Origin of the sequence: Pseudonocardia sp. (assembly GCF_025465255.1) — a bacterium.
Classification (GTDB): domain Bacteria; phylum Actinomycetota; class Actinomycetes; order Mycobacteriales; family Pseudonocardiaceae; genus Pseudonocardia.
Genome location: NZ_JAODNI010000121.1, coordinates 92,501 through 118,772, shown reverse-complemented (window position 1 = coordinate 118,772; position 26,272 = coordinate 92,501). Strand labels below are relative to the sequence as shown.

The following is a 26,272-nucleotide window of genomic DNA, read 5'->3' as shown; positions in this document are numbered from 1 at the left end:
ATGTTCGTGGGTTCGCGCACAGGTTGCGGCCTGTGCGTCGGATCGCGGACCCATGCGTGAACGGGCCGGTAGGCTGGCAGGCGTGTCGAAGATCGTCGTGCTGGACTACGGATCGGGGAACCTGCGCTCCGCGGAGCGTGCGCTCCGCCGGGTGGGTGGGGACGTCACCGTCACCACCGACTTCGATGCCGCATGTGAGGCGGACGGCCTGGTCGTCCCCGGCGTCGGTGCGTTCGCGCACTGCATGCAGGGCCTGAACGCCGTCCGCGGGCCGCAGATCATCGGCCGCAGGCTCGCTGGGGGACGCCCGGTGCTCGGCATCTGCGTCGGGATGCAGATCCTGTTCGACCGCGGCGTCGAGTTCGGCGACGAGGCGGACGGCTGCGGGGAGTGGCCCGGCACGGTCGAGCGGCTGAAGGCGGACGTCCTGCCGCACATGGGCTGGAACACCGTGAAGGCCGCCCCCGGCTCCACGCTCTTCAACGGCCTCGACGCGGACACGCGCTTCTACTTCGTCCACTCCTTCGGCGTCCGGCGCTGGGAGCTGGAGGAGTCGCACGCCATCCGCCCGCCCATGGTCACGTGGGCGCACCACGGCGAGGACTTCGTCGCCGCCGTCGAGAACGGGCCGCTTTCCGCCACCCAGTTCCACCCGGAGAAGTCCGGCGACGCCGGCGCGACGGTGCTGCAGAACTGGCTGCGCGACGTGGTCGGCTGATGGCCACCACGCCGCGTAGGAAGGCCGCCGCGCGGAGGAGGACCACCACCCGCAAGCGGAGCAGCACGCGGCGCCGCACCACGACGAGTCGCCGCCGGACCTCGACGTCCAGCACCCTCGGCACCGTCGTCGGCGCCGCCCTCGCAGGGGTGATCGCTACCGCGCTGGGCGGTCTGCCCTGGTGGGGATGGGTGCTGCTGATCGTCGTCGGGCTGGTCGTCGGGCTCGGCTACGCCGCGGCGCGGGGCCGGGCCGCGGCCGCCCGCGAGGACGGCGCGGCCGGTGCGGCACCGGGCGAGCCCGCCGCCTGAGGACCCGCAAGACCAGGATGCCGGGCAGGCCCGAAGGCCTGCCCGGCGTCCTGTGACACGACGATCCGCGGTCAGGCGGCGAGGCGCTCCAGGCCCGGGTAGGCGCGGATGTGCGCGCCCGGGGCCTTGGTCTCCGTCCCGCCGTCGGCGGCTTTCGTCAGCGCCGGGAGCTCGCTCGCCACGGCGCGCTCGACCGCCGCCGCGCCGCGCAGGATCGCGGGGCGGGCGGTCGCGGCGAACCGGGCGTGGGCGGTGCGCACGACCCGCAGGGGTGCGGTCCGCGGCAGCTCCCGGACGGCCGATCCCACACCGGCGCGGCCGCTCCGGGCGGCGCGTGCCGCCGTCGCCAGCACACCCGAGCCCGGAGCGCTCTCGACGTCCCGCGCGGCAGCGGTCGCCAGTCGGGCGAACGGCGCCCGGACCGGACCGGCGAGTCGCGAGGGCCGGATGCCGGCCGGCAGGACGACGCGGGCGGGCAGGCGGAGCCTGGGCCGCTCGGCCGCCACGACCAGCGCGAGCCCGGCCGCCGCGAGTGCCAGCAGCGGCACGCTCGCCAGGGCCACCGGCAGGCCGGCGTGCTCGGCGAGGAAGCCGATCGCGGGCGGGCCGCCGAGCAGGCCGCTGTAGCCGACGGTCGACGCGAGCGCGACGCCCCGGGAACCGGAGCGCGCCCCCGCGCGGGCGATCGCGATCGGGAACAGGTTGGCCAGGCCCAGCCCGACCAGCACGAATCCCGCGAGTGCCACCATTGGTGAGGTCGTCAGCAGGGCGCCGGTCATGCCGGCGGCGGCCAGGACGGCCCCGCCCGCGAGCAGCCGGGTCTCGCCGAGACGGCCCAGCAGCCAGCCGCCGGAGAGCCGGCCGCACGCCATCGCGAGGGAGAACCCGGAGTAGCCGACGGCGGCGAGCCCGGGTGCGGCGTGCAGGGTCTCCCGCAGGTGCAGGGTGCCCCAGTCGGTCAAGGCGCCCTCGCCGAACGCGGTGCAGCCGGCGATCAGCCCGAGCAGGACGACGAGCCGGCGCCCGTCCTTCGGGTCCCGCTCCTCCGACTCGACGGACGGGGCGGCAGCGGCCGTGGTGCGGCCGACCGTGACCAGCACGGGGCCGGCGAGCGCGGTGACGGCCAGCCCGACCACCGAGACGGCGAGGAGATGCGGTTCGACCGGGCCCAGCGACGACGCGAGCCCACCCACCGCGGCCCCGGCGAGGCCACCGAAGCTGAAGGCGGCGTGCAGGGACGTGAGCAGCGGCTTCTCCGGCCGCATGGCCTCGACGGCCACGCCGGCACTGTTGATCGCGACGTTGACCAGACCGGTCAGCGCGCCGAACAGCAGCAGCGCGCCGCAGAGCTGCGGGACGGACGTCGCCAGCCCGGGCAGGGGGACGACCAGACAGGTCGCCGCCACCCCCACGCCGGCGACGAGGCCGGAGCCGAACCGAGCGGCGAGCACGCCGGTTAGCTGCATGCTCGCCAGCGCGCCGAGGGACACGCAGAGCAGGGCGAACCCGAGGGTGGCGTGGGTCGCGCCGACCTGGACGGTGACGTCCGGGATCCGGGCGGCCCAGCTGCCGAACACGGCGCCGTCGAACGCGAACAGCGCGGTGACGGCGATCCGGAGCCTCCGGAAGGAGGGTGGGGTCGAAGGGGTGGAACGGAGCCGGGCGGACGCACGAACGCGCGTACCGACGGAAGCGACGGGCATGGGGATTTCCTCCGGCGGAGCCCGGGCCATCGGTGTGGGGACCACCGGATGGCGACCGCAGCGGCCACTGTTGCCAGCTGCGGGGGGTCTGCCGAGACGGCGCTCGACCTGTCGGGTCGTGGTCGAACGGGACGGATGCGGTCGGAATCAGGACGCACGACCGCGTGCGTCGATACCTACCGTGCCCCAACGCCTCCTCGCGCGCCAGTAATCCGCAGGTGAGGGTACTCACGATCGATTCAGAAAACGTCCCTTTCAGGAGGTCTTCCGCAGGGCCAGCAACCGGTCCAGGAACCCGACCTGCCCCCTGACCAGCTTCTCCCGGGCGGTGTCCACGTCGAACCAGGCGACGCGGTCGATCTCCGGGAAGCGCAGCCGCCGCCCCGAGCCCCGGGGCCACTCCACCTCCACCCAGGAACCGTCGTCCGGGCGTCCGGCGACGGCCGCGACGAGCTCGTCGGCCAGGTCACCGGCGAGCGCGAACGCCGTCACGCTCTTGCGCCGCCCGGACTGGACGATCGTGCCGAGCTCGCGCAGCTCACCCGCCGGGGCGGGGACACCGAGCTCCTCGCCGAACTCGCGACGCGCGGCGTCCCGCGGGTCCTCGGCGTCGTCGTGCTCGCCCTTGGGCATGGACCAGCCCGCAGCGTCCTTGCGCGCCCAGAACGGCCCGCCCATGTGGCCGAGCAGCACCTCGACCCGTCCGTCCCGCTCGCGGTGGAGCAGGATCCCCGCACTCGTGATCACGTGGGGATCCTCCCGCACGGGCTCAGTGGATGTGCTCGCGCCAGTCCTGCGGGACCCGGTCCGCCGGGCCGGGGACCGTCTGCTCGACGGGCCGGTGCGTGGGTGGGGCGAGCTCCGGCCCGTCGAGGCCGACCTGGCGCTCGTAGTCCCAGAACCAGTCCTCGGCGGGTTCGAAGCTCTGCACGACCGGGTGCCCGGTGCTCCGGAAGTGCGCGGTCGCGTGCTGCGCGGGGGAGGTGTCGCAGCAGCCGACGTGTCCGCAGGCGGCGCAGCGGCGCAGGTGGACCCACCAGCCCCGGGCCGCCTCGCACTCCACGCAGCCGCTCCCGGACGGTGGGACGGAGGTGTCGACGGGGGCGCTCATCCCGTCTCCTCGCTCGTGCTCGGCACCAGCGGCAGCCGGACCTGGAACCGGGTGTCCCCGGGTTCGGACTCGACCCGCAGGTCCCCGTGGTGGCGGTTCACGACGATCCGCCAGGAGATGTCCAGGCCGAGCCCGGTGCCGTCGCCGACGGGCTTGGTGGTGAAGAAGGGCTCGAAGATCCGGTTCCGGATCTCGGCAGGGACGCCGGGCCCGGTGTCCCCGATCTCGACGAGCAGCTGGTCGTCCTCCCGCGCGGTGCGGACGGTCAGCGTCCCGTGCCCGTCCATGGCCTGCACGGCGTTGTCGATCAGGTTGGTCCAGACCTGGTTCAGTTCCGCGGCGTAGACCGGGATCCTCGGCAGCGTCCGGTCGAACTCCTTGACGACCTGCACACCGTCGCCGATCTTGCGCGCGAGCATGATCAGCGTGGACTTGAGCAGCTCGTGCACGTCGACGGTCTGGTAGGGCGCCCGGTCCATCTGGGAGTACTGCTTCGCCGCGCCGACCAGGGTGGAGATCCGCGTGGTCGACTCCGCGATCTCGTTCATCAGCAGCTCGGTCTCGACGGTGTAGTTGAGCCACCGGACGGCGCCCTCGAGGATCTCCGGGGGCACCGCGGCGGCGACCCGCTCCATCCAGTCGATGTCCAGCCCGGCCTGGACGAACGTGGGCGCGATGTCCCAGCCGCCGGCGATGCCCTTCCCGTCCAGCCAGTCCCCGAGCACGTCCTCGGCGTCCCCGGCCTCGAGCGGGCTCAGCTCGGGGGCCTTCGCGACCCGGTCCGCGGCGTCCGTCTGCAGCTGCATCAACGTCTGCAGATCGGCCTTCTCGTAGGGCCCGGCTGCGATCATCCCGAGCTTGCTGCGCATCCCCGCGACCCGCTCGCGCAGCGTCGAGGTGGCCCGCACCGCGGCGGCGGCGGGGTTGTTCAGCTCGTGGGTGAGCCCGGCGGACAGCGACCCGAGGGCGAGCAGCCGTTCCCGCTGGCTGACCGCCTGCTGGGTGTTCTGGATGCCGAAGAACAGCCCCTCGAGCAGGTGCAGCGCCATCGGGAACCACTCGGCCATCAGCGCCGCGAGCTTCTCCGCGTCGAGCACGTAGAACCGGGAGGGCACGGTGACCCGCAGCGAGTTGTTGTACGTCTGCGGCATCCGGTCGCCCAGATAGGCGTGCCACGCGCCGGCGTAGACGCCCGGCTGGGACGTCCGCTCCACGTCGACGTCGTCCTCCCCGGAACGCCGGGACAGCACGACGCTGCCCTCGACGAGCACGTAGAAGCACGTCGCCCGGTCGCCCTCGGAGTAGACGCGGCCGGGCTCGAACGTCGCCATGTAGCCCTGCTCGCAGAGCTCCCTGAGCTGGGCGTCGCTGAGCTTCTCGAAGAGGAACAGGCAACGCAGCTCCTCCGGATCGCACGGGGCCGTCGTCATGACCTCTCCAGGTACCGGTGCACGAGCGAGACGGCCATCGCCCCGTCCCCGACGGCGGACGCGACCCGTTTGACGGACTCCGCGCGGGCGTCACCCGCGACGAAGACGCCCGGCAGGCTCGTCTCCAGGTGCAACGGATCACGGTCCAGCGGCCATCCCGCGGGCGGTTTCCCGTCGACGATCAGGTCCGGCCCGGCGACGACGAACCCGGCCGCGTCCCGGACCACCTGGCCGCTCAGCCAGTCCGTGCGGGGTGTCCCGCCGATGAAGACGAACAGGTACGACGCGTCGAGGGTCTCGGTCTCGCCGGTGGTGCGGTCCCGCAGCGTCAGCTTCTCCAGGTGCTCGCCGCCCTCGGCGCCCGCGACCTCGCAGCACGTCCGCACGGTGATCTCGGGGATGTCGCCGATCTGCTCGATGAGGTAGTGCGACATCGACGAGACCAGCGACGGCCCGCGGACCAGCATCGTCACGGAGCGCGCGTGCCGGGCGAAGTGGACGGCGGCCTGCCCCGCGGAGTTCGCGCCGCCGACGATGTAGACGTCCTGCCCGGCGCAGCCCGCCGCCTCGGTGAGCGTGGAGCCGTAGAACACACCGCGGCCGGTCAGCTCCGGGACGCCGGGCGCCTGCAGCTCGCGGTAGGAAACGCCGGTGGCCAGCACGACCGCGTGCGCGTGGATGGCGCTGCCGTCCGCGAAGTGGACGCTGCGCGAGGAGCCGTTGGCCTGCAGCCCGACGACGTCCCGGGCAGTCAGCAGCTCGGCGCCGAGGCGGACGGCCTGGCGGCGGGCCCGGTCCGTGAGCTGGGCGCCGGAGACGCCGTCCGGGAAGCCCAGGTAGTTCTCGATGCGAGAGCTCTGCCCGGCCTGCCCGCCCGTCGCGAGCCGCTCGACCATGACCGTGCGCAGGCCCTCGGAGGCGCCGTAGACGGCCGAGCCGAGCCCGGCCGGGCCGCCGCCGATCACCACGAGGTCGTAGAACTCCTCCGCGGGCACGGTCGACAGCCCGACCCGCGCGGCCAGCTCGCCGTCCTCCGGGGCGACCAGCGCCTCGCCGGCCGGGGTGATCACCACCGGCAGCGTCTGGCCGTCGACGCCCGCGGCCTGCAGCAGGCGGGCGGCGTCCGGTTCGTCGACGGGATACCAGCGGTAGGGGACCTGGTTGCGGGCGAGGAAGTCCCGGACGTCGTGAGAGCGGGCGGACCAGCGGTGCCCGACCACCCGGGTCTCGCAGACCTCGCGCCGGTCCGCGGCCCGCCAGGCGTCGATCATCGCGTCGACGACGGGGTAGAGCTTCTCCTCGGGTGGGTCCCAGGGCTTGAGCAGGTAGTGGTCCAGGTCGACGACGTTGATCGCGGTGATCGCCGCGTCCGTGTCCGCGTAGGCGGTGAGCAGCACGCGGCGGGCGGCGGGGTAGAGGTCCATGGCCTGCTCGAGGAACTCCAGCCCGTTCATCCCGGGCATCCGGTAGTCCGCGAGCAGGACGGCGACGTCGTCCCCGCGCAGGGTCATCTCGCGCAGCGCCTCCAGCGCCTGCGGACCCGACTCGGCGCGGACGATGCGGTGGCGCTCGCCGTAGCGGCGCCGCAGGTCACGGGCGACGGCCCGGGAGACGCTGGGGTCGTCGTCGATGGTCACGATGGCGGGTCGGGCGGAGGTCAGCGGTGTGTTGCGGCTCAGGGGGGACCCGGGGGCATCCGGCATCGCCCCAGTCTGCACCCCCGCACCGAGGGGAACGAGTGTGTTTGTCCGTGACGGCCGGTGTGCGAAGAAGCGTAACGGGGTCAGTGCACCCGCCGGGCCCGGTTCGGCCGGGCCGGGGTGCGGGCCAGGACGACGACCCCGGTCACCGCGACCAGCAGCCCGACGGCCAGCGGGACGCCCCAGCCGGGCCGCACCGGGTCCCCGAGCAGCACGATACCGACCAGCCCGGGGACGATCACCTCGGTCACGGCGAACACCGCGGTCACCGAGGCGAGCGAGCCCAGCCCGAGGGCCTTGGAGTAGGTCGTGATGCCGACGATCCAGAACGCGAGGAGCAGGTAGGTCGCGGGCTGGGACACGAGGACCAGCAGGTCGAACTCGTCGCCCGGGCGTAGGTGCAGCGACCGCACGGCCAGCGCCGTCCCACCGAAGCCCAGGCCGCCGAGGAAGGCCAGCGGCCAGGCGCGGCCGCCGTGCCAGACGAGCCGGCCCGCGATCGCCAGCGCGACGACGGAGACGCCCAGGATCACGTCGACGGTCGGGGACGTGTTCGCCGGCCGGTCCCCGCCCGCGCTGGCCGCGACCAGGACGAGGCCGCCGAGGCATGCGGCGATCGCGAGCTTCTCGGCCAGGCCGAGGCGGGTGTCGTGCAGGATCCGGGTGGCGACGGCGGTGACGGCGATCGCGCCGCCGAGGATCGCCTGCACCGCGAAGACGGGGAGGTGCCGGAGCGCGACGACCGTGCAGGCCCAGCCGAGGCCGTCGACCAGCAGGCCGGCGAGGTAGCGCGGCTGCACGGCGAGCGGACGGCCCGGCCGGGTGCGCGTGGTCGCATCGGATTGGAGGAGACCGCCGAGGCTGTTCAGCACCATGGCACAGACGGCGAACAGGAGCCCGGTCAGCACGGGAGCCGCTCCACCTGCACGATCACGGTTCCACGGTGGCACGCCGTCCGCCCGCGCGCCTCTCCCGTTCCCGGAAAGTGCGCCGCGGCCGCGGTCACTCCGCCATGCGGTCCCGCAGCCCGCTCGCCCGGCTGACCGGGCGTGCGATCGCCGCCCGAACCGCGTCCTCGGACCCGACGACGCGCACGGTCCGCCGCGCGCGGGTCACCCCCGTGTAGAGCAGTTCGCGGGTGAGCAGCGGGGACTCGGGCGGCGGCAGCACCACACTGACCCGGGTGAACTGGCTGCCCTGGCTGCGGTGGACGGTCATCGCGTGCACGGTCTGGACTCCGGCGAGCCGGGCGGGCGCGTAGGACTGCGGGGCGGTGGGCCGGCCGAACACGGCCCGGACGCCCTCCCCGTCGCGCACGACCACCCCGGTGTCCCCGTTGTACAGCCCCAGGTCGTAGTCGTTCGTGGTGACGAGCAGGGGCCGCCCCGGGTACCAGGGTCCCCGTCCGGCTCCCGGGACGTCATCGAACCCGGGGACGGCCGCGCCCAGCCAGCGCTCGACCTCCGCCCCCCACCGGTTCACCCCGTAGGGGCCGCGCCGGTGGGCGCAGAGCAGCCGGTGCTCCTCGAGCCGTTCCAGCGCCTGAGCCGCCCGTCCGGCCCGCGCCGCGTCGATCAGCCCGCTCGCCGCGGCGACGACGTCCGCGTGCAGCCCGTCCAGCCCCGCCGGGTCCCGCTGCTCCAGGTCCGCCTCGACGAACAGCAGGTCGGGGTCCCCGGCGCGCAGGTGCCCGATCGCGGCGTCCGCGTCCCCGGCCTGGACGGCCCGGGCGAACGCGGCGATGGCGCCGTCGAAGCGCCAGGTGCGGGAGAGCGTGACGACGCCGTGCACCACCGGTCGCGCGTCCGCCCCGAGCGCCCCGACCTCGCGGAGCTGCTCGTCCAGCCCGGGTTCCGGTGTGCCGGCGGCCCGCGCGAGATCGCCGAGGACGGCCCCGGCCTCGACCGACGCGAGCTGGTCCGGGTCCCCGACGAGGACGAGCCGGGCGTCCGGCCGGACCGCCTCGAGCAGTCGCGCCATCAAGGTCAGCGAGACCATGGAGGTCTCGTCGACCACCACGACGTCGTGCGGGAGCCGGTTGAGCCGGTCGTGCCGGAAGCGGCTCGACGAGCCGGGGCGCCGCCCGAGCAGCCGGTGGATCGTCGACGCGGTGAGCGCCCCGACCCGGGCCCGGTCCGCCTCGGGCAGCTTCCCGGTGTGCTCGGCGACGGCCTCGCCCAGCCGGGCCGCGGCCTTGCCCGTGGGGGCGGCGAGGGCGACCCGCAGCGGCGTCGCCACGTCCCCGTGCAGGTCGTGGAGCAGCGCGAGGAGCTTGGCGACGGTGGTGGTCTTGCCCGTGCCGGGGCCGCCGGCGAGGACGGTGACCCGGCGGAGCGCGGCGACCGCGGCGGCGAGGCGCTGGAGGTCCTCGGGTGCGGTTCCGAAGAGCCGATCCAGGCCTCGTCGGAGCTGCGCGAGGTCGACGTCCGGCTGCCCGGTGCTGGAGCGTTCCCGCAGCTCGCGGCGGACGAGCTCCTCCTCGGCCCAGTAGCGGTCGAGGTAGAGGAGGCCGGCGCCGCCGTCGTCCGGGCCGACCCAGCGCAGCGGGCGTCCGGTCCCCGGCGCGGTCCCGAGCCCGACCAGCGGGGAGTCCCGCACGGCGGCGATCCAGGGGCCGGGCTCGGGCCAGGGCAGCTCCGAGACGTCGACGAGCTCCTCGCCCTCGCCCAGGACGGTGTGGCCGATCTCCGCGAGCGCGACGCAGACGGAGCCGTGCCGGATCGCCCGGACGGTGAGCGCGACCGCGAGCAGCACCTCCTCGGGCTCGCCGGCCGGGTCCCCGCCGAGGCGGCCCAGCCGGGTGGCGACGTGCACGTCCGCGGCGGTCAGGACGCCGGCGGTGTTGAAGACGGCGAGCAGGCCGGTGGCGGAGCGGGCGGTGCGGAGGTCGAAGGGATCGCGCTCCGGAGCGGTCGCGGCGGCCGTCACGCTCACGGGGTGCCCCCGTCCAGGTCGAAGAGGGGAGGTTCGTCGGGGGATGCCGGTTGCTGCGCGGGCGGCGTCGGCCGCGCGGCCCGCCGCGCCCCACCGTCGAGCAGGTCCGACAGCTCCGCGATCAAGGCCCCCGGCGGCTTCCAGGCGAACACCCCGCACGGCGTTCCCTCGACCTGTGGCGTCCCGGGCCCGCACATCCCGCGCAGGAAGAGGTAGAGCATTCCGCCCAGGTGCTCGTCGGGCTCGTAGCCACGGAGCCGCCAGCGCAGGAACCGGTGCAGCGCGACCCCGTAGAGCAGCGCCTGCAACGGGTAGTGCGCGGCCATCATCGCCTCGGCCAGCACCGGCGGTGCGTAGTGCGCGGCCGTCAACGGCTCCCGGCCCGACGGACCGGACGGGCCCAGCCAGTTCGTCTTGTAGTCGACGACCAGGAACCTGCCGTCGACCCGCAGCACGGCGTCGATGCTGCCGGTGAGGTACCCGCGCAGCGGCTGTCCGGCGAGCCCGGGGGAGGCCAGCAGGTCCGGGTAGCGCGCCAGCGGGTCGTCGGCGGCGAGATGCCGGCGCAGCACCGGAGCGAGGTCCCCCAGCACGACCCGGCCCGACGGGACGTCCCCCCCGGCGAGCGGCATCTCGAAGTCCAGCTCGGCGAGCCGGTCCGCCGGCGCGATCGCGCGCAGCGACCGGCCCCCGGTGAGCGGCCCGAGCGGGGTCTCGACGACCGGCACCAGTGCGGCGGCCAGCGCGTCGGGGTCGACGTCCGCGGGCTGGCGGGCCAGCTGCTCGCGGCTGCGCAGTCGCAGCTCGGCCTCCAGGTCCGGGGCGGTGGTGTCCGTGGTCTCGAAGACCGCGTGCACCAGCGTGCCGAAACCGGTGCCGAGCGGGAGGTCGGCCATCGGGGACGGCACGTCCGCGCCGAGGCTGCTGCTCACGTCCGGGAGCGGGACCTCGGCCTCGTCGTCCTTGCCGGTGGTCTCCGGTTCGGTGCCGACCCCGGGGGCCGACGGCTCCGGGGTGGCGTCCGCGCCGGCGTGCGAGGCGTGGGCGTCCGCGGTCAGGGCGCTGTAGGAGGTCCGCCGCCAGGCGGTGTCCAGCGCGCGGTCGAACCTCGCCACGGCGAGCCCGGGCGGCGGTCCGTCAGCCGGCGCGGGCGGGGCCGGGTCCCGGTCCGCCAGCGGCTCGACGGCCACGCCGTACGGCTCCAGCGCGCGGAACAGCTGCAACGCCGACGCGTCCTGCGGCACCTTGTACGTCGGTGCCGGGTTCTCGCCCGGCGCCGGCCGCCCGACCAGGAGCCGGTGCAACGCCGAGGCCTGGGTGGTGGTCGTGGGCGCCCACCACGCGACGACCTGGCAGCAGGCCCGGGTCAGTGCGACGTAGAGCAGCCGCAGGTCCTCGCCGGCCTCCTCCGCCTGGTGCGCCTCGATCCGCGGGCCGCGCTCCGGGCCGCGCGGGCCGCCGACGTCCAGGACGCGCGCGCCGTCGGCGTCGTGGAAGAGCAGGAGATCGGGATCGGGCACCCAGCGGTCCCAGCCGAACGGGACGTAGACGACCGGGAACTCCAGCCCCTTGCTGCGGTGCACGGTGACGACCTGGACGGCGTCCGCGTCCGACTCCAGCCGCCGGCCCCGCTCGCCCGCGGTGTCCCGCGCGGCCTCGGCGATCCGCTGCCGCAGCCACTCGACCAGCGCGGACGGCCCGAGGCGACGCTCCAGGGCGGCCCGGTGCAGGACCTGACCGATGTGCCGGACGTCGGTGAGCCGCCGCTCGCCGTCCGTGAGCCCCAGCAGCCGTGCGGGCAGCCCGGTGCGGGTCGTGACGGCCTCCAGCAGCGCCGCGACACCCCGTTCGGTCAGCACGGTGTGCCAGGCGCGCAGGTCGGTGCCCAGCTCGTCGACCAGCGTGTCGGAGTCCGGCCCGCACAGCTCCGCCACGGTGTGCCCGACGAAGCAGGTCAGCGCCGCCGCGCGCAGGCGGGTGGTGCGCTGCGGCTGCTCGACGGCCTCCAGGAGCGTGCGCCATTCCGCCGCGGCCGCGGTGGTGAAGACGCTGGTGGTGCCGGCGAGGACCGCGGGCACCGCGGCCGCGGCGCAGGCCTCCCGGATCAGCACGCCCTGGGCGTTCGTGCGGACGAGCACGGCGACGTCCCCCGCGCGGACTCGCCTACGGTTTCCTGTCGGTTCATGGGCGAGCTCGGAGACCGTCGCGGGCGACGCGAGCAGTGCGGCGACGTCCGCCGCCACGTCCGCCGCGACGACCTCGCGGGCCTTCGGCGCCCGGCCCAGGTTCCGGCCGGTCAGCGGCTCGAGCCGGTCCCGGTCCACGACCCGCAGCCGGAACGGCGCGTCCGACGGGGCACCGGCCAGCCGGCGCCCGGTGTGCCGCGCCTCCACCGGCCGGACGACGATCTTGTCGCTCCCCAGGGCGGCCTGCCCGAGCACGCCCTCCAGCGCGCGCAGCAGGGCCTCGTCGCTGCGGAAGTTCTTCCCGAGCGTGGCCGTCTTCCCGGCCTCGCCGGCCGCCTCCAGGTACGAGACGACGTCAGCGCCCCGGAACGCGTAGATCGCCTGCTTGGGGTCCCCGATGAGCACGAGCGTCACGTGTCCGTGGAACGCGCGCTGCAGGATCTCCCACTGGATCGGGTCCGTGTCCTGGAACTCGTCCACCAGCACCACGCGGTACCGGTCCCGCAGCCGTTGCCGGGCCGCCGCGCCGCGCACCGGGTCCCGCAGCGCGTCCGCGAGCCGGGTGAGCATGTCGTCGTAGCTGAAGAGACGGCGGCGGCGCTTGCGCCGGTCCACCTCGTCCCGGATCGCCTGGGCGAAGCTGCGCCGGACCGCGGCGATCGAGCCAGAAGCCGCGTCCCGCGGTTCGAGCCGGGCCTGCGGGTCCCCGACCGCGTGCCGGGCGAGGGTGAGGGCCTCGTCCCGGGTCAGGTCCGGCCTCCCGGCCGAGGGCGCGGCGTACTTGCGCACGTAGAAGTCGTCGACGACCTCGGTGACCAGGTCGTCCACGTGCTCGACGAACTCCGCATCCGGGTCGCTGTCCCCGGCCACGCCCAGCCCGGCGAGCATCTGCTGGCAGAACTGGTGGGTCGTGGCGATGGTGGCCGCGTCGAAGTGGGCGAGCGCGAGCCGCAACCGGGACCGGCGCCGCGCGACCTCCTCGGCGGGCGCGTCCGCGAGCAGCCGGATCACCGGGTCGCCACTCGGCCCGCCGGACGCCAACCCCCGTTCGGTGGTCAGCAGCCGTTCCCGGACGCGTTCGCGCAGCTCCTGGGTGGCCTCCCGGCCGAAGGTGACGAGCATCAGCTCGGGCAGCTCGGCGAGGCCCTCGGCGACGTAGCGGGTGGCCAGGGCGGCGATGGTGAAGGTCTTGCCCGTCCCGGCGCTCGCCTCGAGGACCGTCGTGCCCTCGGGCAGCCGCCCGTCGACCCGGAAGTCCTCCGGCATCAGCAGGGCCTGGGCCCCCGTCGTCGTGCTCACGGGACGTCCAGGGTCTCGGCGTCGATCAACGGGGTCCAGAGGCGCATCGCCAGGTCTCCGAAGCGGGTCGGTTCGTGTGTGCCCGGCGCGGCGAGGATCGCCTCGAACGGCGCCTTCGCACCGAGCACCGTCAGGTGGGCCTCGTCCTCACACTCGAACGGGCTCCAGTCCCGTTCCGCCGAGGCGGCCGCGTCCCGCGGCGCCGCCCCACGGATCCGGGCGCTCGCGTAGGCCGCGGCACACGGGGTGGGCAGCGGCAGGGGTTCCCGCAGGCCCTCCCGGTGCAGGGCGACGAGTTCGGCCAGCGCCGCGGCGGCCGCCTCCGGGGGGACGGGCCCGATCGTCGACCGTTGCGCCCCGCCGCCCCGGCCGCGGCCGAGCGTCACCGCCCGCCACTGGACCTCCGGGTGGGTCACGGTGAGCGCGAGCAGCTGGGCCCAGGCCCGCAGCCGGTGCTTCGGGCCGAGCCGGGAGTACTCGACGCGGACGATCGTGCGCCCGTGCAGCCCGGCGACCGTCCCGACCACCCGCACGTCCCCGCATCCGTCCACCGGGGCCAGCGCAGCCACGTCACGCGACACCGGCTCGGCCGACCCGCGAAGCTCCGCCGACGCCGCCACCAGCGGTTCGACGTCCGAGGTCACCTTCTCCAGCACGGCGCGGCCCAGCGAGCCGGGCGGCAGCTCGCCGCGCCGCCACTCGGCCTGCGTGCAGCGCTCCAGTTCCGCGCCGGCGAGGCGGTCCCGGAGCAGCCGGTCCCCGACGGCCCACTTGCCGAGCCCGTCCAGGTCCACCGGCAGGGCGTCGCCGGACGCGTCGTCCTCCGACCGCAACACCATCCCGACGCGCTGCCGCAGGAACGCCTTCACCGGATGCTCGACGAACCGCACGAGATCGTCCAGCTCGACGACACCGGACTCGGCCGGGTCCTCCGCGGGGGCGGGCAACGGCTCGGCCAGGAACGGCGGCGCGGGCCGGCGCTCGGTGGCCGAGGCCCGGGCCCCGGCCAGGGAGGCCCGGTCGAAGCTGAAGGGGGGCGAGCCCACGAAGTTCCGCGGATCGAACGGCTGCAACGGGTGCCGCACGGTGATCGCCTCCCGCGCGGGCGTGCCGTCCGCGGTCCGGACGGAGACGTCGACGGCGTCCAGCAGCTCGCCCAGCGGTACCGCCGCCGGCCGCCGGGCGCCGGACCGCTCGTCCGCCCCGGACGCCACGACCACCAGGTGCTCGGTGGCTGCGGTCAGCGCGTCGAGCAGGAGCTGGCGGTCCTCGCTGCGCGGGTCCCGCTCGCCGACGCGCGGGTCCCGGGCCAGCACGTCGTCCCCGTCCGGGGTGCCGGTGCGGGGGAACACGCCGTCGTCGAGGCCGAGCAGGCAGACGACGCGGTGCGGCACCGAGCGCATCGGCACCAGCGTCGCGACGGTCAGTGTGCCGGTCCGGAAGTTCGCCCGGCTGGGCCGGCCGCGGAGCCGGTCGGCGAGCAGCCCGCGCACGTCGGCGAGGGTGAGGGGCACGGTCCCGGCCTGGGGCCCGGCGGAGCGGACGACGTCCGCCAGCTCGGCGCGGGCCTGCGCGTCCTGCCAGGCGTCCGACGGCGCGGTGCCGGTGAGCGCGGACAGACCGTCGAGCAGCGCGTCCGCCCAGGCCGTGAGCGGCTGCGGCCCGGTGAGGGACTCCAGTGCGGTGCGCAACCGGTCCAGTATCTCAGCGAGCCCGCCGACGAGATCGACGTCCGAGGAGTCCACGTCGTCGAGCGGGAGCGCCGTGCCGAGCCAGCCCTGCTCGCCGGGTGTCTCGGCCATCGCGACCCCGAGCAGCATCCGGTCCAGGCCGGCCGACCAGGTGTTCTGCGGGAACCCGTCCAGCCGGTACGGGCGCCGGTGCTCGCCGTCGAGGCCCCACCGCACCCCGGCCCGGACGACGAGCTCGCCGATCCGGTCCAACGCGTCGTCGTCGAGCCGGAAGCGCCGGCGGACGGGGGAGGAGCCGACCAGGTCCAGCACCTGCGAGGCGGAGACCCGGGCGTCGGCCAGCTCCAGGAGCGCGGAGACCGTGCCGAGCAGCGGGTTCGCCTGCCGCAGGGCGCGGTCCGCGAGCCGGACGCGCAGGGCGTGCCCGGGGTGGACGTCCGCGGGCGCCCCCTCGCCGGTGAGCCCGAAGGACGCCGAGATCAGCGGGGCGAACGCCTCGATGTCCGGGCACATGACGATCACGTCCCGCGGTTCGAGGGTGGGGTCCGCCTCGAGCAGCCCGAGCACGACCTCGCGGAGCACCTCGACCTGCCGGTCCGGCCCGTGGCAGGCGTGTACCTGGACGCTGCGGTCCGCCGGGTCCAGCAGCGGCGGCTCGGCCGGGAGCGCGTCCCGTCGGAGGTCCGCCTGGAGGCGTTCCAGCAGCGTGCGGGGCTCGGGGAGGGCGGCGTCGTGGTGGTGCTGCTCAGCGACGGGCAGCCGGAGCTGCAGCTCCCGGACGTCACGGCCCAGCGAGCGCAGCAGCGGGTGCGCGACCTTCTCGGCGGTCTCGTCGGTCGCGCGCCGGGGTGGGGGCCCGGCGGCCCGGTCCGCGACGGCGGCCCACAGCGCGGGCGAGGGGTGCGGCAGCCAGAGGTGGACGTCCCGGTGCTCGGCCAGCGCCTCCAGGACGGCGAGGTGCTGGGCGGCCAGCCGGGTCGGCCCGAAGACGGAAATCCGCTCGGGGAGCTCCGCGAGCCCCGGGTCACGGCCGAGCGCCTCGACCGCGTCGAGCAGCCGCTCGGCAGGGCCGAACGCGCCGATCCGGGCCCGCAGGCGTCGCCACAGCTCGGCCTGCCATGCCACGTCCTCGGGCAGGGGCGCGTCGCCGTCGGTGTCCCGGTTCGACAGCCAGGCCGCCAGCATGTCCGGACGGTGCGTCGCATAGCCCGCGAACAGGTCCGACAGCCTGCGCGCGACCGCGTACCGGCGGCCTTCGCCGCTCGCGCCGAGGTGCGCGGCCAGCGCCGCGAACCCCGTCCCGGTCACCGCCTCGTCGATCACCTCCAGCAGGGGCCACACCGCGCGGGCGGGGTGCCAGGGATCGACCTCCGGGTCCACGCCCGTCGCGGCGTCCACCGCGTCCGCGAGGACGGCCGCGGGCGAGGGGAACCGGACGTTCGCGCACACCCCGTCGGAGCCACTGCCCACACCGAGCCGCACCGCAAGCCGCTGCCCCAGCCATCGCTCGACGCCCTTCTCGGGCACCGCCACGATCTCCGGGGTGAACGGATCGGCCGGAGGCGCCGCGAGGACCTCGGCGAGGCCCTCGGCCAGCCGGTCGGCCCGTTCGGCCCGGTGCACGTGCAACACGCCACGGAACCTAGCGACGCCCACCGACAGTTCCGCCGACCGCCCCGCCGGCGGCGCCCGGACCTGCGGTTACCAGTTGGAGGGGGCGTAGTCCTTGAGGAAGCAGCCGTGCAGGTCCTCGCCCGCCTCGCCGCGGACGACCGGGTGGTAGACCCGTGCCGCGCCGTCGACGAGGTCCAGCGGGGCGTGGAACCCGATGTCCGCCAGCCGCAGCTTCATCGGGTGCGGCCGCTCGTCGGTGATCCAGCCGGTGTCCACGGCCGTCATCAGGATCCGGTCCGTGTCGAACATCTCCATGGAACTGGTGCGCGTCATCATGTTCAGCGCGGCCTTCGCCATGTTCGTGTGCGGGTGCCCGGGGCCCTTGTAGCCGCGCGAGAACACCCCCTCCATCGCGCTGACGTTCACGACGTAGGAACGACCCGACGGTGCCGCGGCCGCCCCTGCCGCCAGCATCGGCCGCAGCCTGCTGACCAGGATGAACGGGGCCGTCTGGTTGCAGAGCTGGACCTCGAGCAGCTCGAGGGCGTCGACGTCGGAGACCGTGTTCGTCCAGCTGTTGACCGGCGCGGTGTCGGGCAGCAGCCCGCCGGCGTCGACGGCCGTCCCGGCGGCGATCCGGTCCGGGGAGGCGCTGCGTGCCGTCAGCGCCAGATCCGTGAGCGTCTGGGCCCCGCCGGCGTCGAGGGCACCGGTCAGCGCGGCCGGATGCGCCTTGCTGACGTGCGAGAACGTGACGACGTCCGGCAGCGGCCCGGCCGGCAGCGGCGCGTTCTCGGCCTCCACGAGCGCCGAGTACGAGCCGGGGGAGCGGCGTACGGTCTGCGCGGCGTTGTTGATCAGGACGTCCAGCGGGCCCTGCGCCGCCACCGTGTCCGCCAGCGCGACCACCTGCGCCGGATCCCGCAGGTCCACACCGACGATCCGCAGGCGGTGCAGCCACTCCGCGCTGTCCTCCATCGCCGCGAAGCGCCGCACGGCGTCGTTGGGGAACCGCGTGGTGATCGTGGTGTGCGCCCCGTCCCGCAGCAGCCGCAGCGCGATGTACATGCCGATCTTGGCGCGGCCCCCGGTGAGCAGCGCGCGCCGGCCGGTGAGGTCCGTGCGCGCGTCCCGGTGGGCCCGGTTCAACGCCGCGCAGGCGGGACAGAGCTGGTGGTAGAAGGCGTCGACGACGGTGTAGCGCTGCTTGCAGACGTAGCAGCCGCGGGCTCGCAGCAGCGTCCCCGCGCTGGCCCCGGCGGTCGCCGAGACCAGCGGGATCCCGGCCGTCTCGTCGTCGATCCGGCCCAGCGCACCCGTGGCCGTCGCGGCGGTGACGGCCTCGTCCGCCTCGGTGACCGCGCGCCGCCGGTCCGCCTTGCGGCGCTGTTTGACGGATTTCCAGATCCCCGAGGTCGCGTGCCGGATCCGGACCGCGTCCGGGTGCTCCGTGGGCAGCGTGTCGACGTGCGCGAGGACGCGGAGGAAAGCCTCCATGTCCGCTGGAGAGATCGTGGAGACCTCCGTCCCGGGCCGGTCGATGATCGTCATGAGACTGCTCAGTCCAGCTCGGCGAGGGCCTTGCGGGCCTGCTCCAGCTGGGCCTCCAGCTCGGCGACCTTGGCCTCGCGCGCGGCGCGGGCCTCGACGATGACCTCCTCGATCGGGCCGGCGAGGTCCTGGTGCAGCTCCGCGACCGCCTTCTGCACGGCGGCGGCCGTGACCGGCAGGGCGCGCGCGATCCAGGTGGTGCCGCGCTTGAGCTCGGCCTGCCACTCGCCGTCCGCGGAACCGGCGACGGTCAGGGTCAGCTCGACGACCCGGGTCGTCCGTGCCGTCGACGAGCCCTTCGGGCGGCCGCGCTTGGGCTTCGCGGGCGCCGGGGTCTCCGTCGGGGCGGCCGGCGCGTCCGGGGCGGCGGCGGGGGCGGACGGGGTCGTCGCGGGGGCGTCGCCGCTGCTCACGGTGTCGGCGGTGGTCACGGGGTCCACGTGCTCCCTCTCTGGCGGCGGTCTCGTCGGATGTCGTGCTCTTCAAGGGTGACCGTAGAACAGACGTTCGACGCGCCCGGATCCGGCGTGCACCCCGCCACTTCGCATCGACAAGTTATATAAGCCGGTGATGTAATCAGGGCGTGAACAGACCAGTCGGCCCCGTCCGGGACGAGTCGATCACGTCCCGCGTGCCGGACGTCGCGGAGCTGTCCGTGGCGCTGGAGCGCACGGCGAGCTGGTTGCGACGGGCGCTGCGGAACTCCGAATGGAACGCGGTGGCCCTCTCCACGCTCGACGAGCTGGCTCGCGGCGGCCCGCGCCGCGTCACCGAGCTCGCGGCCCTGGAGCGGACCAGCCAGCCCGGGATGACGGGCATCCTCGCCCGCCTCGCGGCTGCCGGCCTCGTCCGCCGCGATCCGGACCCGACGGACGGCCGCGCCACGCTGATCACCGTCACCGAGGCCGGCCGGGAGCACATGGCCGTGCGCCACGACGAGCGCGCCCGGTTCCTGTCCGAGCACATCCAGACCCTGTCCGACGACGACCGGCGCGCGCTGCTCGGCGCGACCCGCGCCCTGGCCGCCCTCGCCGACGCCGAAGAGGAAGTGGTGTCGTGAGCACCTCGCACGCCGGCTCGGGACACGCCCCGTCCGCGAGCCCGTTCAAGCAGCCGAAGGCCGTCTGGGCCGTCGCCTTCGCCTGTGTCATCTCGTTCATGGGCATCGGGCTCGTCGACCCGATCCTGCCGGCGCTCGCGACCCAGCTCGACGCCAGCCACACCCAGGTCGAGCTGCTGTTCACCAGCTACCTCGTGGTGACGGCGGTCGCCATGCTGATCACCGGCTGGGTGTCCAGCCGGATCGGCGCCAAGCGCACCCTCGTCGCCGGACTGGCGATCATCGTCGTGTTCGCGGCGCTGGCGGGCGCGGCCGGTGGGATCGGCGGGATCGTCGGCTTCCGCGCCGGCTGGGGCCTCGGCAACGCGCTGTTCATCGCGACCTCGCTGGCGGTGATCGTCGGCTCGGCCAGCGGCGGTTTCGGCGGCGCGATCGTCCTCTACGAGACGGCGCTGGGCGTCGGCATCGCGACCGGCCCGCTGCTCGGGGGCCTGCTCGGCAACATCAGCTGGCGCGGCCCGTTCTTCGGGGTCTCGGTCCTGATGCTGATCGCCCTGGTCGCGACGGTCGTGTTCGTCGACAGGACGCCGAAGCCGGACACGCCGTCGAAGCTGTCGGAACCCCTCTCTGCGCTGAAGCACCGCAACCTGCGGACCACCAGCCTCGTCGGCCTGCTCTACAACTGGGGCTTCTTCACCCTGCTCGGCTACGCGCCGTTCCTGATGAACCTGTCGGCGCTGCGGCTCGGGGCCGTGTTCTTCGCCTGGGGCATCCTGGTCGCGCTGTTCGCGGTGTTCGGCGCCGTCTGGCTCAAGGACCGCTTCGGCACGGCCCGGACGCTCTACGGCAGCCTGATCTGCGTCGCCGTCATCCTGGCGGCCATCGGCGCCTTCTCCGGCACGGTGTGGGCGGTCGTCGCCGCCGTGATCGCGTCGGGCGCATTCGTCGGCCTGAACAACACACTGGTCACGACCGCCGTCATGAGCATCTCGCCGGTGCCGCGCAACGTCGCCTCGGCGACCTACGGCTTCGTCCGGTTCATTGGTGGCGGCCTGGCGCCGTTCGCCGCGGGCCTGCTGGCCGAGAGCGTCGGGGTCAAGGTCCCGTTCCTGATCGCGGCGGTCGTCGTGCTGGTCGGTGCCGCGCTGCTGAGCACGGTGCACAAGGCCCTCGAGGACGCCGACGCCGACGAGGAGCAGCCCGGCCCGTCGCAGCAGCGTGCGGACGCCGAGGAGGCCGTCCGGACGGTCCCCGCCGTCGAGGAGGAGGCCATCCTCGCCGAGGAGGCCCTGCTCGAGGACCGGCGATGAGAGCCCCGGACCCGTCGGCTCCGGACCCGTCGGCTCCGGACCCGTCGGGCGCCGGGGCGCCCGGCGGGTTCGAGATCGGCTGCGACGGGCCGCGCGCGATCGTCGTCGGGGTCGACGGCTCGGACACCGGCTGGCGGGCCCTGCACTACGCCGTCGGGCAGGCTCGGCGGCAGGGCGGTCGCGTCGTGGCGGTCTACGCGGACCGGCTGCCGGGGATGGCCTTCGCCACCGCGATGCCCCTTGCCGCGACCGCGGTCGTCGACCCCGCCCAGGACACGATGCTGGAGGAGCTCCGCCGCGAGGTCGTGGAGCTCGGCCCGCAGTACGGCACCGTCGTCGGGTTCGAGATGGCCGTCGGGGACCCGGTGGCGGTGCTGACGGCGGTGGCCGAGCGGGTCCGGGCGGACGCGATCGTCGTCGGCGCGAGCGTGCAGGCGGGGCACAAGCTGTTCGGCTCGGTCGCCATGCGCGTGGTGAAGACCGGGCGGTGGCCGGTGACGGTGGTGCCCTGAGCCGGGTCTCGGGTTCGGGAGCCGCTCCGGTCGACGACCGGTCGGCTCCTTCTCGTTCCGGCTCGGCGAAGGTGTCGGGGCCGAACGTCCGGACCGCCCTCGGCGCCCCGCTATGATCAGATCGCGCACCGTCCAGGTAGGAGTGGTGATGACGAACCTCCCGCAGCGCGAGCGCGTGCACATAGCGCTGCTCGGGGGTCTCACGGTCACGGTCGGGGCCCGGAAGATCTCCGACGCCGGGTGGCCGACCCGCCGGTCCGCGGAGCTCGTCGCGCTTCTCGCCCTGTCCGATCGTCACCGGCTCGCGCGGGACCAGGTCGTCGAGGCGCTGTGGCCGCACCTGGAACCCGACGCGGGCGCCGCCAACCTGCGGAAGGCCGCGCATCACGCACGGCGGGCGCTCGGTCGTGAGGACGCCGTGAGGTCGAGCGGCGGCCAGGTCGCCCTGTTCCCCTCGTGTGACGTCCGGACCGACGTCGCCGTGTTCGAGCGCCACGCCGAGGCGGCGATCCGCTCGGGGGACGGTGCCGCCTGCGACGAGGCCGCGGCGGACTACGCGGGCGACCTGCTCCCCGACTCGTTGTACGAGGAGTGGACCCAGTCCCGGCGGCATCATCTGCGGTCGCTCCACGTCGCCCTCCTGCGCCTCGGGGGGCGGTGGGAACGGCTCGTCACGCTCGACCCGGCCGACGAGGAGGCGTACCGCGAGCTCATGCGCGCCGCGCTGGCCCGCGGCAACCGGCCGGCCGCAATCCGCTGGTACGGGCGGCTGCGCACGAACCTGGAACGTGAGCTCGGCCTGCCGCCCGCGCCGGAGAGTCGGGCCCTGTACGAGGAGTGCGTCGCCGGCCTCGCCCCCGCCGCGACGATCTTCATCGGCCGGCAGACCGAGCTCGCCCGGGCGACTGCGGGGCTCCGGGCGGCCGAGCAGGGTGAGCTGGACGCACTGGTGGTCCGCGGTCCGGCCGGCATCGGCAAATCGGCGCTGTGCCGGCAGGTCGCGTCGGCGGCACGGGAACGCGGGTGGCTGGTCGTGACGGTGGCCGCCACGCTCGCACAGGGCCCCTACGCGTCGCTGGTGGCGGCCGCTGAGCAGCTGCTCAGCCGCGACCGCACCCTGCTCGACGCCCTCCCGGACCCGGCGCGCTCGACGCTCGCCGAGCTCACGGCGCTCGCCGCGCCGGCGCGGCCGCGCGAGGGCGGGCTCACCCGCCACATGGTGATCGGGGCGGTGCACCGGCTGATCGCGGCGTGCCGGGACGTCACCGGCGTCCTGCTGGTCGTCGACGACGCGCACCTGGCCGACGACGCCACCGTGGAGGCGTGGGGACAACTGGCCCGGGCCGGCGGCGCGCTCCCGTTCCTCGGCGTCCTCGCCTTCCGCCCCGAGCTCGCCCCACCGTCCCTGATCCGGACGGTCACGGGCCTCGACCGGTCCGGCCGGTACGCCGGGATCGATCTGGGCCCGCTCGACCACGACGAGGTCGCCGGGCTCGTGGCGGCCGGGGTCGTCGCGAAGCCCGCCGCCGGTGTCCTCGCCCGGATCGTCGCGATGGCGCAGGGCAACCCGTTCTTCGCCCTGGAGCTCACCCGCGGCATCGGCGGGACCGCGGACGCGGCTGTCGCGCCGTCGGTCTGGGAGGCGATCACCCAGCGCTTCATCGACCTCGACGACGCCACCGCGGCGATGCTCCGCCGGCTGGCCGTGGCAGGCGACGACCTCGACCCCGTCGACGTGCCCGCGCTGACCGGACTGGCCGAGCCGGACGCGTTCGCGCTGCTCGACGCCGCGCTCGACGCGGGCGCGCTGGTCGTCTCCGGGGGCCGCTACCGCTTCCGGCACGACCTCGTGCGTCAGGCGCTCGTCGAGCAGGTCCCGCCCCACCACCGGATCGCGATCCACCGCGACACCGCCCGTGGCCTGGCGGCCGCGGGCGCCGCCCCCGCCCTCGTCGCCCGGCACTGGTTGAACGGCGGCCGCCCCGACGACGCGAGCCCATGGCTGCTGGCCGCAGCCCGCCGGGCCGTCACACTCGGCGCGTTCACCGACGCGCTCGGCCACCTGGAGCCGCTACTGGACCACGAGCCGGGGTTCCCCGACGCACTCCGGCTGCGGGCCGAGGCCCTCGACGCCCTCGGCGACGGCCGGGCGCCCGCCGCGTATGCGGCTGCCGCGCGAGTCGCCTGCCGTCCGGAATCCCACGACCTGCAGGCGATGCAGGCGTTGGCGCAGATCAAACAGGGTGATCCTCCGGGCGCGTTGCGGACGCTGGACGGGCTCGAGCCCGCGTCGGTGCAGGGCAGGCTCGCCCAGGCGCTGGCGTGGAGCGGCGCGGCCGTCATGGGCTTCGCCGATCCCGAGCTCGGGACCGCGAAGGCCGCGGAGTGCCGCCGGCTGGCCATGGAGTCGGGAGATCGGACGGCGCTCGTGGTGGCGTCCTGGGCTCAGGCGGCTGCTGCGCACGCGCGCGACGACCTGCGCAGCAGCGTCTGGGCGGACCTGCTCGACACGCACGCGCTGCGGGAGCTGGCGATCAGCGTGTTCGACGGCCACCTGTGCATGACCCAGCGGCTCCTCTACGGGGCGCGGCCCTACTCCGAGGTGGTCGAGTTCGCCGATTCGTTCCTCGCCGAGGCGCAGCGGCTGGGTGCCGCCCGCGGCCGTGCCTTCGCCACGACGCTGCGCGGTGAGGCGAAGCTGTTGTCGGGCCGGCTGGACGAGGCCGACGAGGATCTCCGGGAAGCGGCCCGGTTCAGCCGGGCCATCGGGGGCACAACGGGCGAGGCACTGGCGCTGCAGCGCCGCGCGGAGGTCGCGCTGTACCGGGGCCAGGGCAAGGCGGCGGGCGTGCTGCTGGACGAGGCGCTGGCCGTCGCCCGCGAGTCCGACGTCGGTTTCCACCTCCTCGATCGCATCTACGGGACCAAGATCGCGGCCGCCGGCCCCGACACGGCCCTGCTCATGCTCGACGAGGCCGAGCTGGGGGTTCGCGGCCCGCTGGAGACATGCCCCGGCTGCCGGATCACGCTCGCCGTGCCCGCCGCCATCGCCGCCGCGCGAGCCGGGGATCTCGACCGCGCATCCCGGTACGAACAGGCCACCGAGACGCTGGCCGCGGTCGTGATGCGGCTGCCCGCCTGGGACGCGGCGCTCGAAGAGGTCAAGGGGCACCTGGCGCTGGCGAGAGGGTCCGGGGACGAGGCCGCCGCCCGCTTCCGCGCGGCGGCCGAGGGCTTCCGCGTCGCCGGCCAACCCCTCGACGAGGCCCGGTGCGCCGCATCGGCACGACACCCGGCCTGAACGGCGAATCCTTCATCTCGGCCGGGAACGATCCAGGAACACCCGGGTGACATCGTCGGGTCTCGTCCAGCGCCTGCTGGCCGCGACCGCGGGAGGATGTCATGACCGGTGTGAAGGAGATGGTGATCGCGGCCGGAGCGGGTATCGAGAACCTCGCCCCCGCGGACGTCGCGGTGGAGCTCGACCGGCCCGGCGTGTTGCTCGTCGACGTCCGCGAGCCCGGGGAGACCGCCCATGGCGTCATCCCCGGCGCGGTGCTCGTGCCGCGCGGGATGCTCGAGTTCCGCGCCGACAGCGCGACCAGCAGTCACCTCGACGGGTTCGACCTCGGTCGGCGCGTGATCGTCTACTGCGCCGCCGGATCTCGATCGGCCCTCGCAGCGCGCTCGCTGCAGGAGCTCGGCTACGGCGACGTGGCCCATCTCCGGGGCGGCTTCACGGCGTGGCTCGACGACGGCCGGCCGGTGGCAGCACCTCCGGCGGACGACCACCGCTCGCGGCCGGACCTCGGAGCAGCGTCATGACGCCCGTCGAATTCGTCGTGGCCTCGGTCAGGGCGCGCATCGACAACCTCACCCCGGTACAGCTGGCGGCGGAGCTCGGCGATCCCTTCCTGCTGCTGGTGGACGTCCGCGAGCCCGACGAAACCCAGTACGGCACCATCCCCGGCGCGGTGCTCGTGCCGCGCGCGATGCTCGAGTTCCACGCCGACCACGGAACTCCACACCATGTGGAGGGGTTCGAGCGCGGCCGGCGAGTGATCGTCTACTGCTCGGCGGGCTCCCGCTCGGCTCTCGCGGTCCGCTCCCTCCAGGAACTCGGCTACCGCGACGTGGCGCATCTCGACGGCGGGATCAACGCCTGGATCGCCGAGGGCCGACCGATGACCGGGCCTACCCCGTCGCCGACGCTCTGCTGCTCCCACCGACACCACACCTGACGAAGGAGACGACCATGAGTGACCACGCCACCACCATCACCACAGCCGTGCAGTTGCTGAACTCGGGCGACGTCGACGGCTACATCACCACGCTCTACGCCCCCGATGCCGTCTTCCACGGCTTCCCGCCGGCGTTCGCCCCGGACCGTGAGGGCATCGCAGGGTTCTTCCGGGCCCTGCGTGCCGGCGTGCCCGACGCCACCATCGCCGCAGAGGACCTGTTCACCGATGACAGGAACAGGGCGGCGGTTCGGTTCACCCTCTCCGGGACCCACACCGGGGAGCTGTTCGGAGTGCCCGCGGCAGGCGCGCACATCGAAGCGGAGGGGATCACCATCCTCCGCTTCTCCGGGGACCGGGTCGTCGAACGCTGGAATCGGCTCGACGACATCGCGTTCCTGACCCAGATCGGGGCGATGCCCGCCGCCGCCGAAGTCTGAGCGCCGGCGCAGACGGCTCGCTCCCGGTCCGTCGAGGCGCGGACCGCCCTCGTTCTGAGCCTCCGGCCTTGACAGCCGGCCCGGGTTCCCGGAGCGGCACCCCGTGCGATGAGGACGGGGCCTGGGTCCATTGCCGAGAGCATCTGATGCGGTGATCCTCCCCATGTGGGCGCGCCCGGACAGCGCGCACACGACGAAGCGGGGAGAACCGGGCCATGACGACGACACGAGTTCGACGCAGCACGGCATCCGGCCTCGCCGCGTGTGCGGTCCTGCTGGCCGCGGGATGCGGCGGCACCCCGGCGGCCGGCGCCGCGCCCGCCTACGCCGCCGTGCTGCAACCCGAGCTCGAGGCCCTCGCCAAGGACATGCTGACCACCGGCGCCGTCGTGATGGTGCGCTCACCCGAGCAGGGCGACTGGGCCATGACCTACGGCACCCGGACCTAAAAGGGCGACGAC

21 protein-coding genes are annotated in these 26,272 nt (G+C 74.7%); 10 read left to right on the top strand and 11 right to left on the bottom strand.

The features are described from left to right. Positions 1-82: 82 nt before the first annotated feature. Positions 83-718, top strand: coding sequence for an imidazole glycerol phosphate synthase subunit HisH (gene hisH / locus JWP64_RS14830; RefSeq protein ID WP_297496746.1), 636 nt, complete (start codon positions 83-85; stop codon positions 716-718). After that, positions 718-1,029, top strand: a complete 312-nt coding sequence (locus tag JWP64_RS14825) for a hypothetical protein (protein WP_297496744.1) — start codon at positions 718-720, stop codon at positions 1,027-1,029. Before hisH ends, JWP64_RS14825 begins: the two co-directional genes overlap by 1 nt. A gap of 71 nt (positions 1,030-1,100) precedes the next feature. On the opposite strand, the gene JWP64_RS14820 is transcribed toward JWP64_RS14825, so the two are convergent. From JWP64_RS14820 to JWP64_RS14770, 11 genes are all read right to left on the bottom strand, one after another. Then, on the bottom strand, positions 1,101-2,732 hold the full coding sequence (locus tag JWP64_RS14820) for an MFS transporter (RefSeq protein ID WP_297496742.1): 1,632 nt from the start codon (positions 2,730-2,732) through the stop codon (positions 1,101-1,103). A 255-nt stretch (positions 2,733-2,987) separates the two neighbouring features. Then, positions 2,988-3,476: an NUDIX domain-containing protein gene (locus tag JWP64_RS14815; protein WP_297496850.1), complete on the bottom strand. Its 489-nt coding sequence runs from the start codon at positions 3,474-3,476 to the stop codon at positions 2,988-2,990. A gap of 25 nt (positions 3,477-3,501) precedes the next feature. Next, on the bottom strand, positions 3,502-3,843 hold the full coding sequence (locus JWP64_RS14810; RefSeq protein ID WP_297496740.1) for a UBP-type zinc finger domain-containing protein: 342 nt from the start codon (positions 3,841-3,843) through the stop codon (positions 3,502-3,504). Next, positions 3,840-5,273, bottom strand: coding sequence for an ATP-binding protein (locus tag JWP64_RS14805; protein ID WP_297496738.1), 1,434 nt, complete (start codon positions 5,271-5,273; stop codon positions 3,840-3,842). The genes JWP64_RS14810 and JWP64_RS14805 overlap by 4 nt, the downstream gene beginning before the upstream one ends. After that, positions 5,270-6,976, bottom strand: coding sequence for an FAD-dependent oxidoreductase (locus JWP64_RS14800; RefSeq protein WP_297496736.1), 1,707 nt, complete (start codon positions 6,974-6,976; stop codon positions 5,270-5,272). Before JWP64_RS14800 ends, JWP64_RS14805 begins: the two co-directional genes overlap by 4 nt. Positions 6,977-7,056: 80 nt before the next feature. Then, positions 7,057-7,881 carry a hypothetical protein gene (locus tag JWP64_RS14795; protein ID WP_297496734.1) on the bottom strand — a complete coding sequence of 275 codons (825 nt, stop codon included), beginning with the start codon at positions 7,879-7,881 and terminating at the stop codon, positions 7,057-7,059. Between the two features lie 94 nt (positions 7,882-7,975). Further along, positions 7,976-9,907, bottom strand: a complete 1,932-nt coding sequence (recD, locus tag JWP64_RS14790) for an exodeoxyribonuclease V subunit alpha (RefSeq protein ID WP_297496733.1) — start codon at positions 9,905-9,907, stop codon at positions 7,976-7,978. Then, complete coding sequence (locus tag JWP64_RS14785; RefSeq protein ID WP_297496731.1) at positions 9,904-13,392, bottom strand: UvrD-helicase domain-containing protein; 3,489 nt, start codon at positions 13,390-13,392, stop codon at positions 9,904-9,906. Before JWP64_RS14785 ends, recD begins: the two co-directional genes overlap by 4 nt. Next, positions 13,389-16,715 carry an exodeoxyribonuclease V subunit gamma gene (gene recC, locus JWP64_RS14780; RefSeq protein ID WP_297496729.1) on the bottom strand — a complete coding sequence of 1,109 codons (3,327 nt, stop codon included), beginning with the start codon at positions 16,713-16,715 and terminating at the stop codon, positions 13,389-13,391. The genes JWP64_RS14785 and recC overlap by 4 nt, the downstream gene beginning before the upstream one ends. A gap of 69 nt (positions 16,716-16,784) precedes the next feature. After that, positions 16,785-18,194, bottom strand: a complete 1,410-nt coding sequence (locus tag JWP64_RS14775; protein ID WP_297496847.1) for an SDR family NAD(P)-dependent oxidoreductase — start codon at positions 18,192-18,194, stop codon at positions 16,785-16,787. A gap of 62 nt (positions 18,195-18,256) precedes the next feature. Continuing rightward, positions 18,257-18,679, bottom strand: a complete 423-nt coding sequence (locus JWP64_RS14770; protein ID WP_297496727.1) for a DUF6319 family protein — start codon at positions 18,677-18,679, stop codon at positions 18,257-18,259. A 152-nt stretch (positions 18,680-18,831) separates the two neighbouring features. Here JWP64_RS14770 and JWP64_RS14765 point away from each other — a divergent pair, with 152 nt between their 5' ends. The 8 genes from JWP64_RS14765 to JWP64_RS14730 all read left to right on the top strand — a co-directional run bounded on the left by JWP64_RS14765 (position 18,832) and on the right by JWP64_RS14730 (position 26,260). Further along, positions 18,832-19,308: a MarR family transcriptional regulator gene (locus JWP64_RS14765; protein ID WP_297496724.1), complete on the top strand. Its 477-nt coding sequence runs from the start codon at positions 18,832-18,834 to the stop codon at positions 19,306-19,308. Next, positions 19,305-20,618: an MFS transporter gene (locus tag JWP64_RS14760; protein ID WP_297496722.1), complete on the top strand. Its 1,314-nt coding sequence runs from the start codon at positions 19,305-19,307 to the stop codon at positions 20,616-20,618. Before JWP64_RS14765 ends, JWP64_RS14760 begins: the two co-directional genes overlap by 4 nt. Beyond that, positions 20,615-21,130, top strand: a complete 516-nt coding sequence (locus JWP64_RS14755) for a universal stress protein (protein WP_297496721.1) — start codon at positions 20,615-20,617, stop codon at positions 21,128-21,130. The genes JWP64_RS14760 and JWP64_RS14755 overlap by 4 nt, the downstream gene beginning before the upstream one ends. Before the next feature lie 148 nt (positions 21,131-21,278). Continuing rightward, entirely contained in the window at positions 21,279-24,431 is a 3,153-nt protein-coding gene (locus JWP64_RS14750) for an AAA family ATPase (protein WP_297496719.1), read from the top strand. Positions 24,432-24,532: 101 nt separating this feature from the next. Further along, positions 24,533-24,955, top strand: a complete 423-nt coding sequence (locus JWP64_RS14745; RefSeq protein ID WP_297496717.1) for a rhodanese-like domain-containing protein — start codon at positions 24,533-24,535, stop codon at positions 24,953-24,955. Further along, positions 24,952-25,371: a rhodanese-like domain-containing protein gene (locus tag JWP64_RS14740; RefSeq protein ID WP_297496715.1), complete on the top strand. Its 420-nt coding sequence runs from the start codon at positions 24,952-24,954 to the stop codon at positions 25,369-25,371. Before JWP64_RS14745 ends, JWP64_RS14740 begins: the two co-directional genes overlap by 4 nt. Before the next feature lie 14 nt (positions 25,372-25,385). After that, positions 25,386-25,811 carry an ester cyclase gene (locus tag JWP64_RS14735; RefSeq protein ID WP_297496713.1) on the top strand — a complete coding sequence of 142 codons (426 nt, stop codon included), beginning with the start codon at positions 25,386-25,388 and terminating at the stop codon, positions 25,809-25,811. A gap of 215 nt (positions 25,812-26,026) precedes the next feature. After that, the gene (locus JWP64_RS14730; RefSeq protein WP_297496711.1) at positions 26,027-26,260 is read left to right on the top strand and encodes a hypothetical protein; all 234 of its coding nucleotides are present in this window, start codon (positions 26,027-26,029) and stop codon (positions 26,258-26,260) included. Positions 26,261-26,272 lie beyond the last annotated feature (12 nt).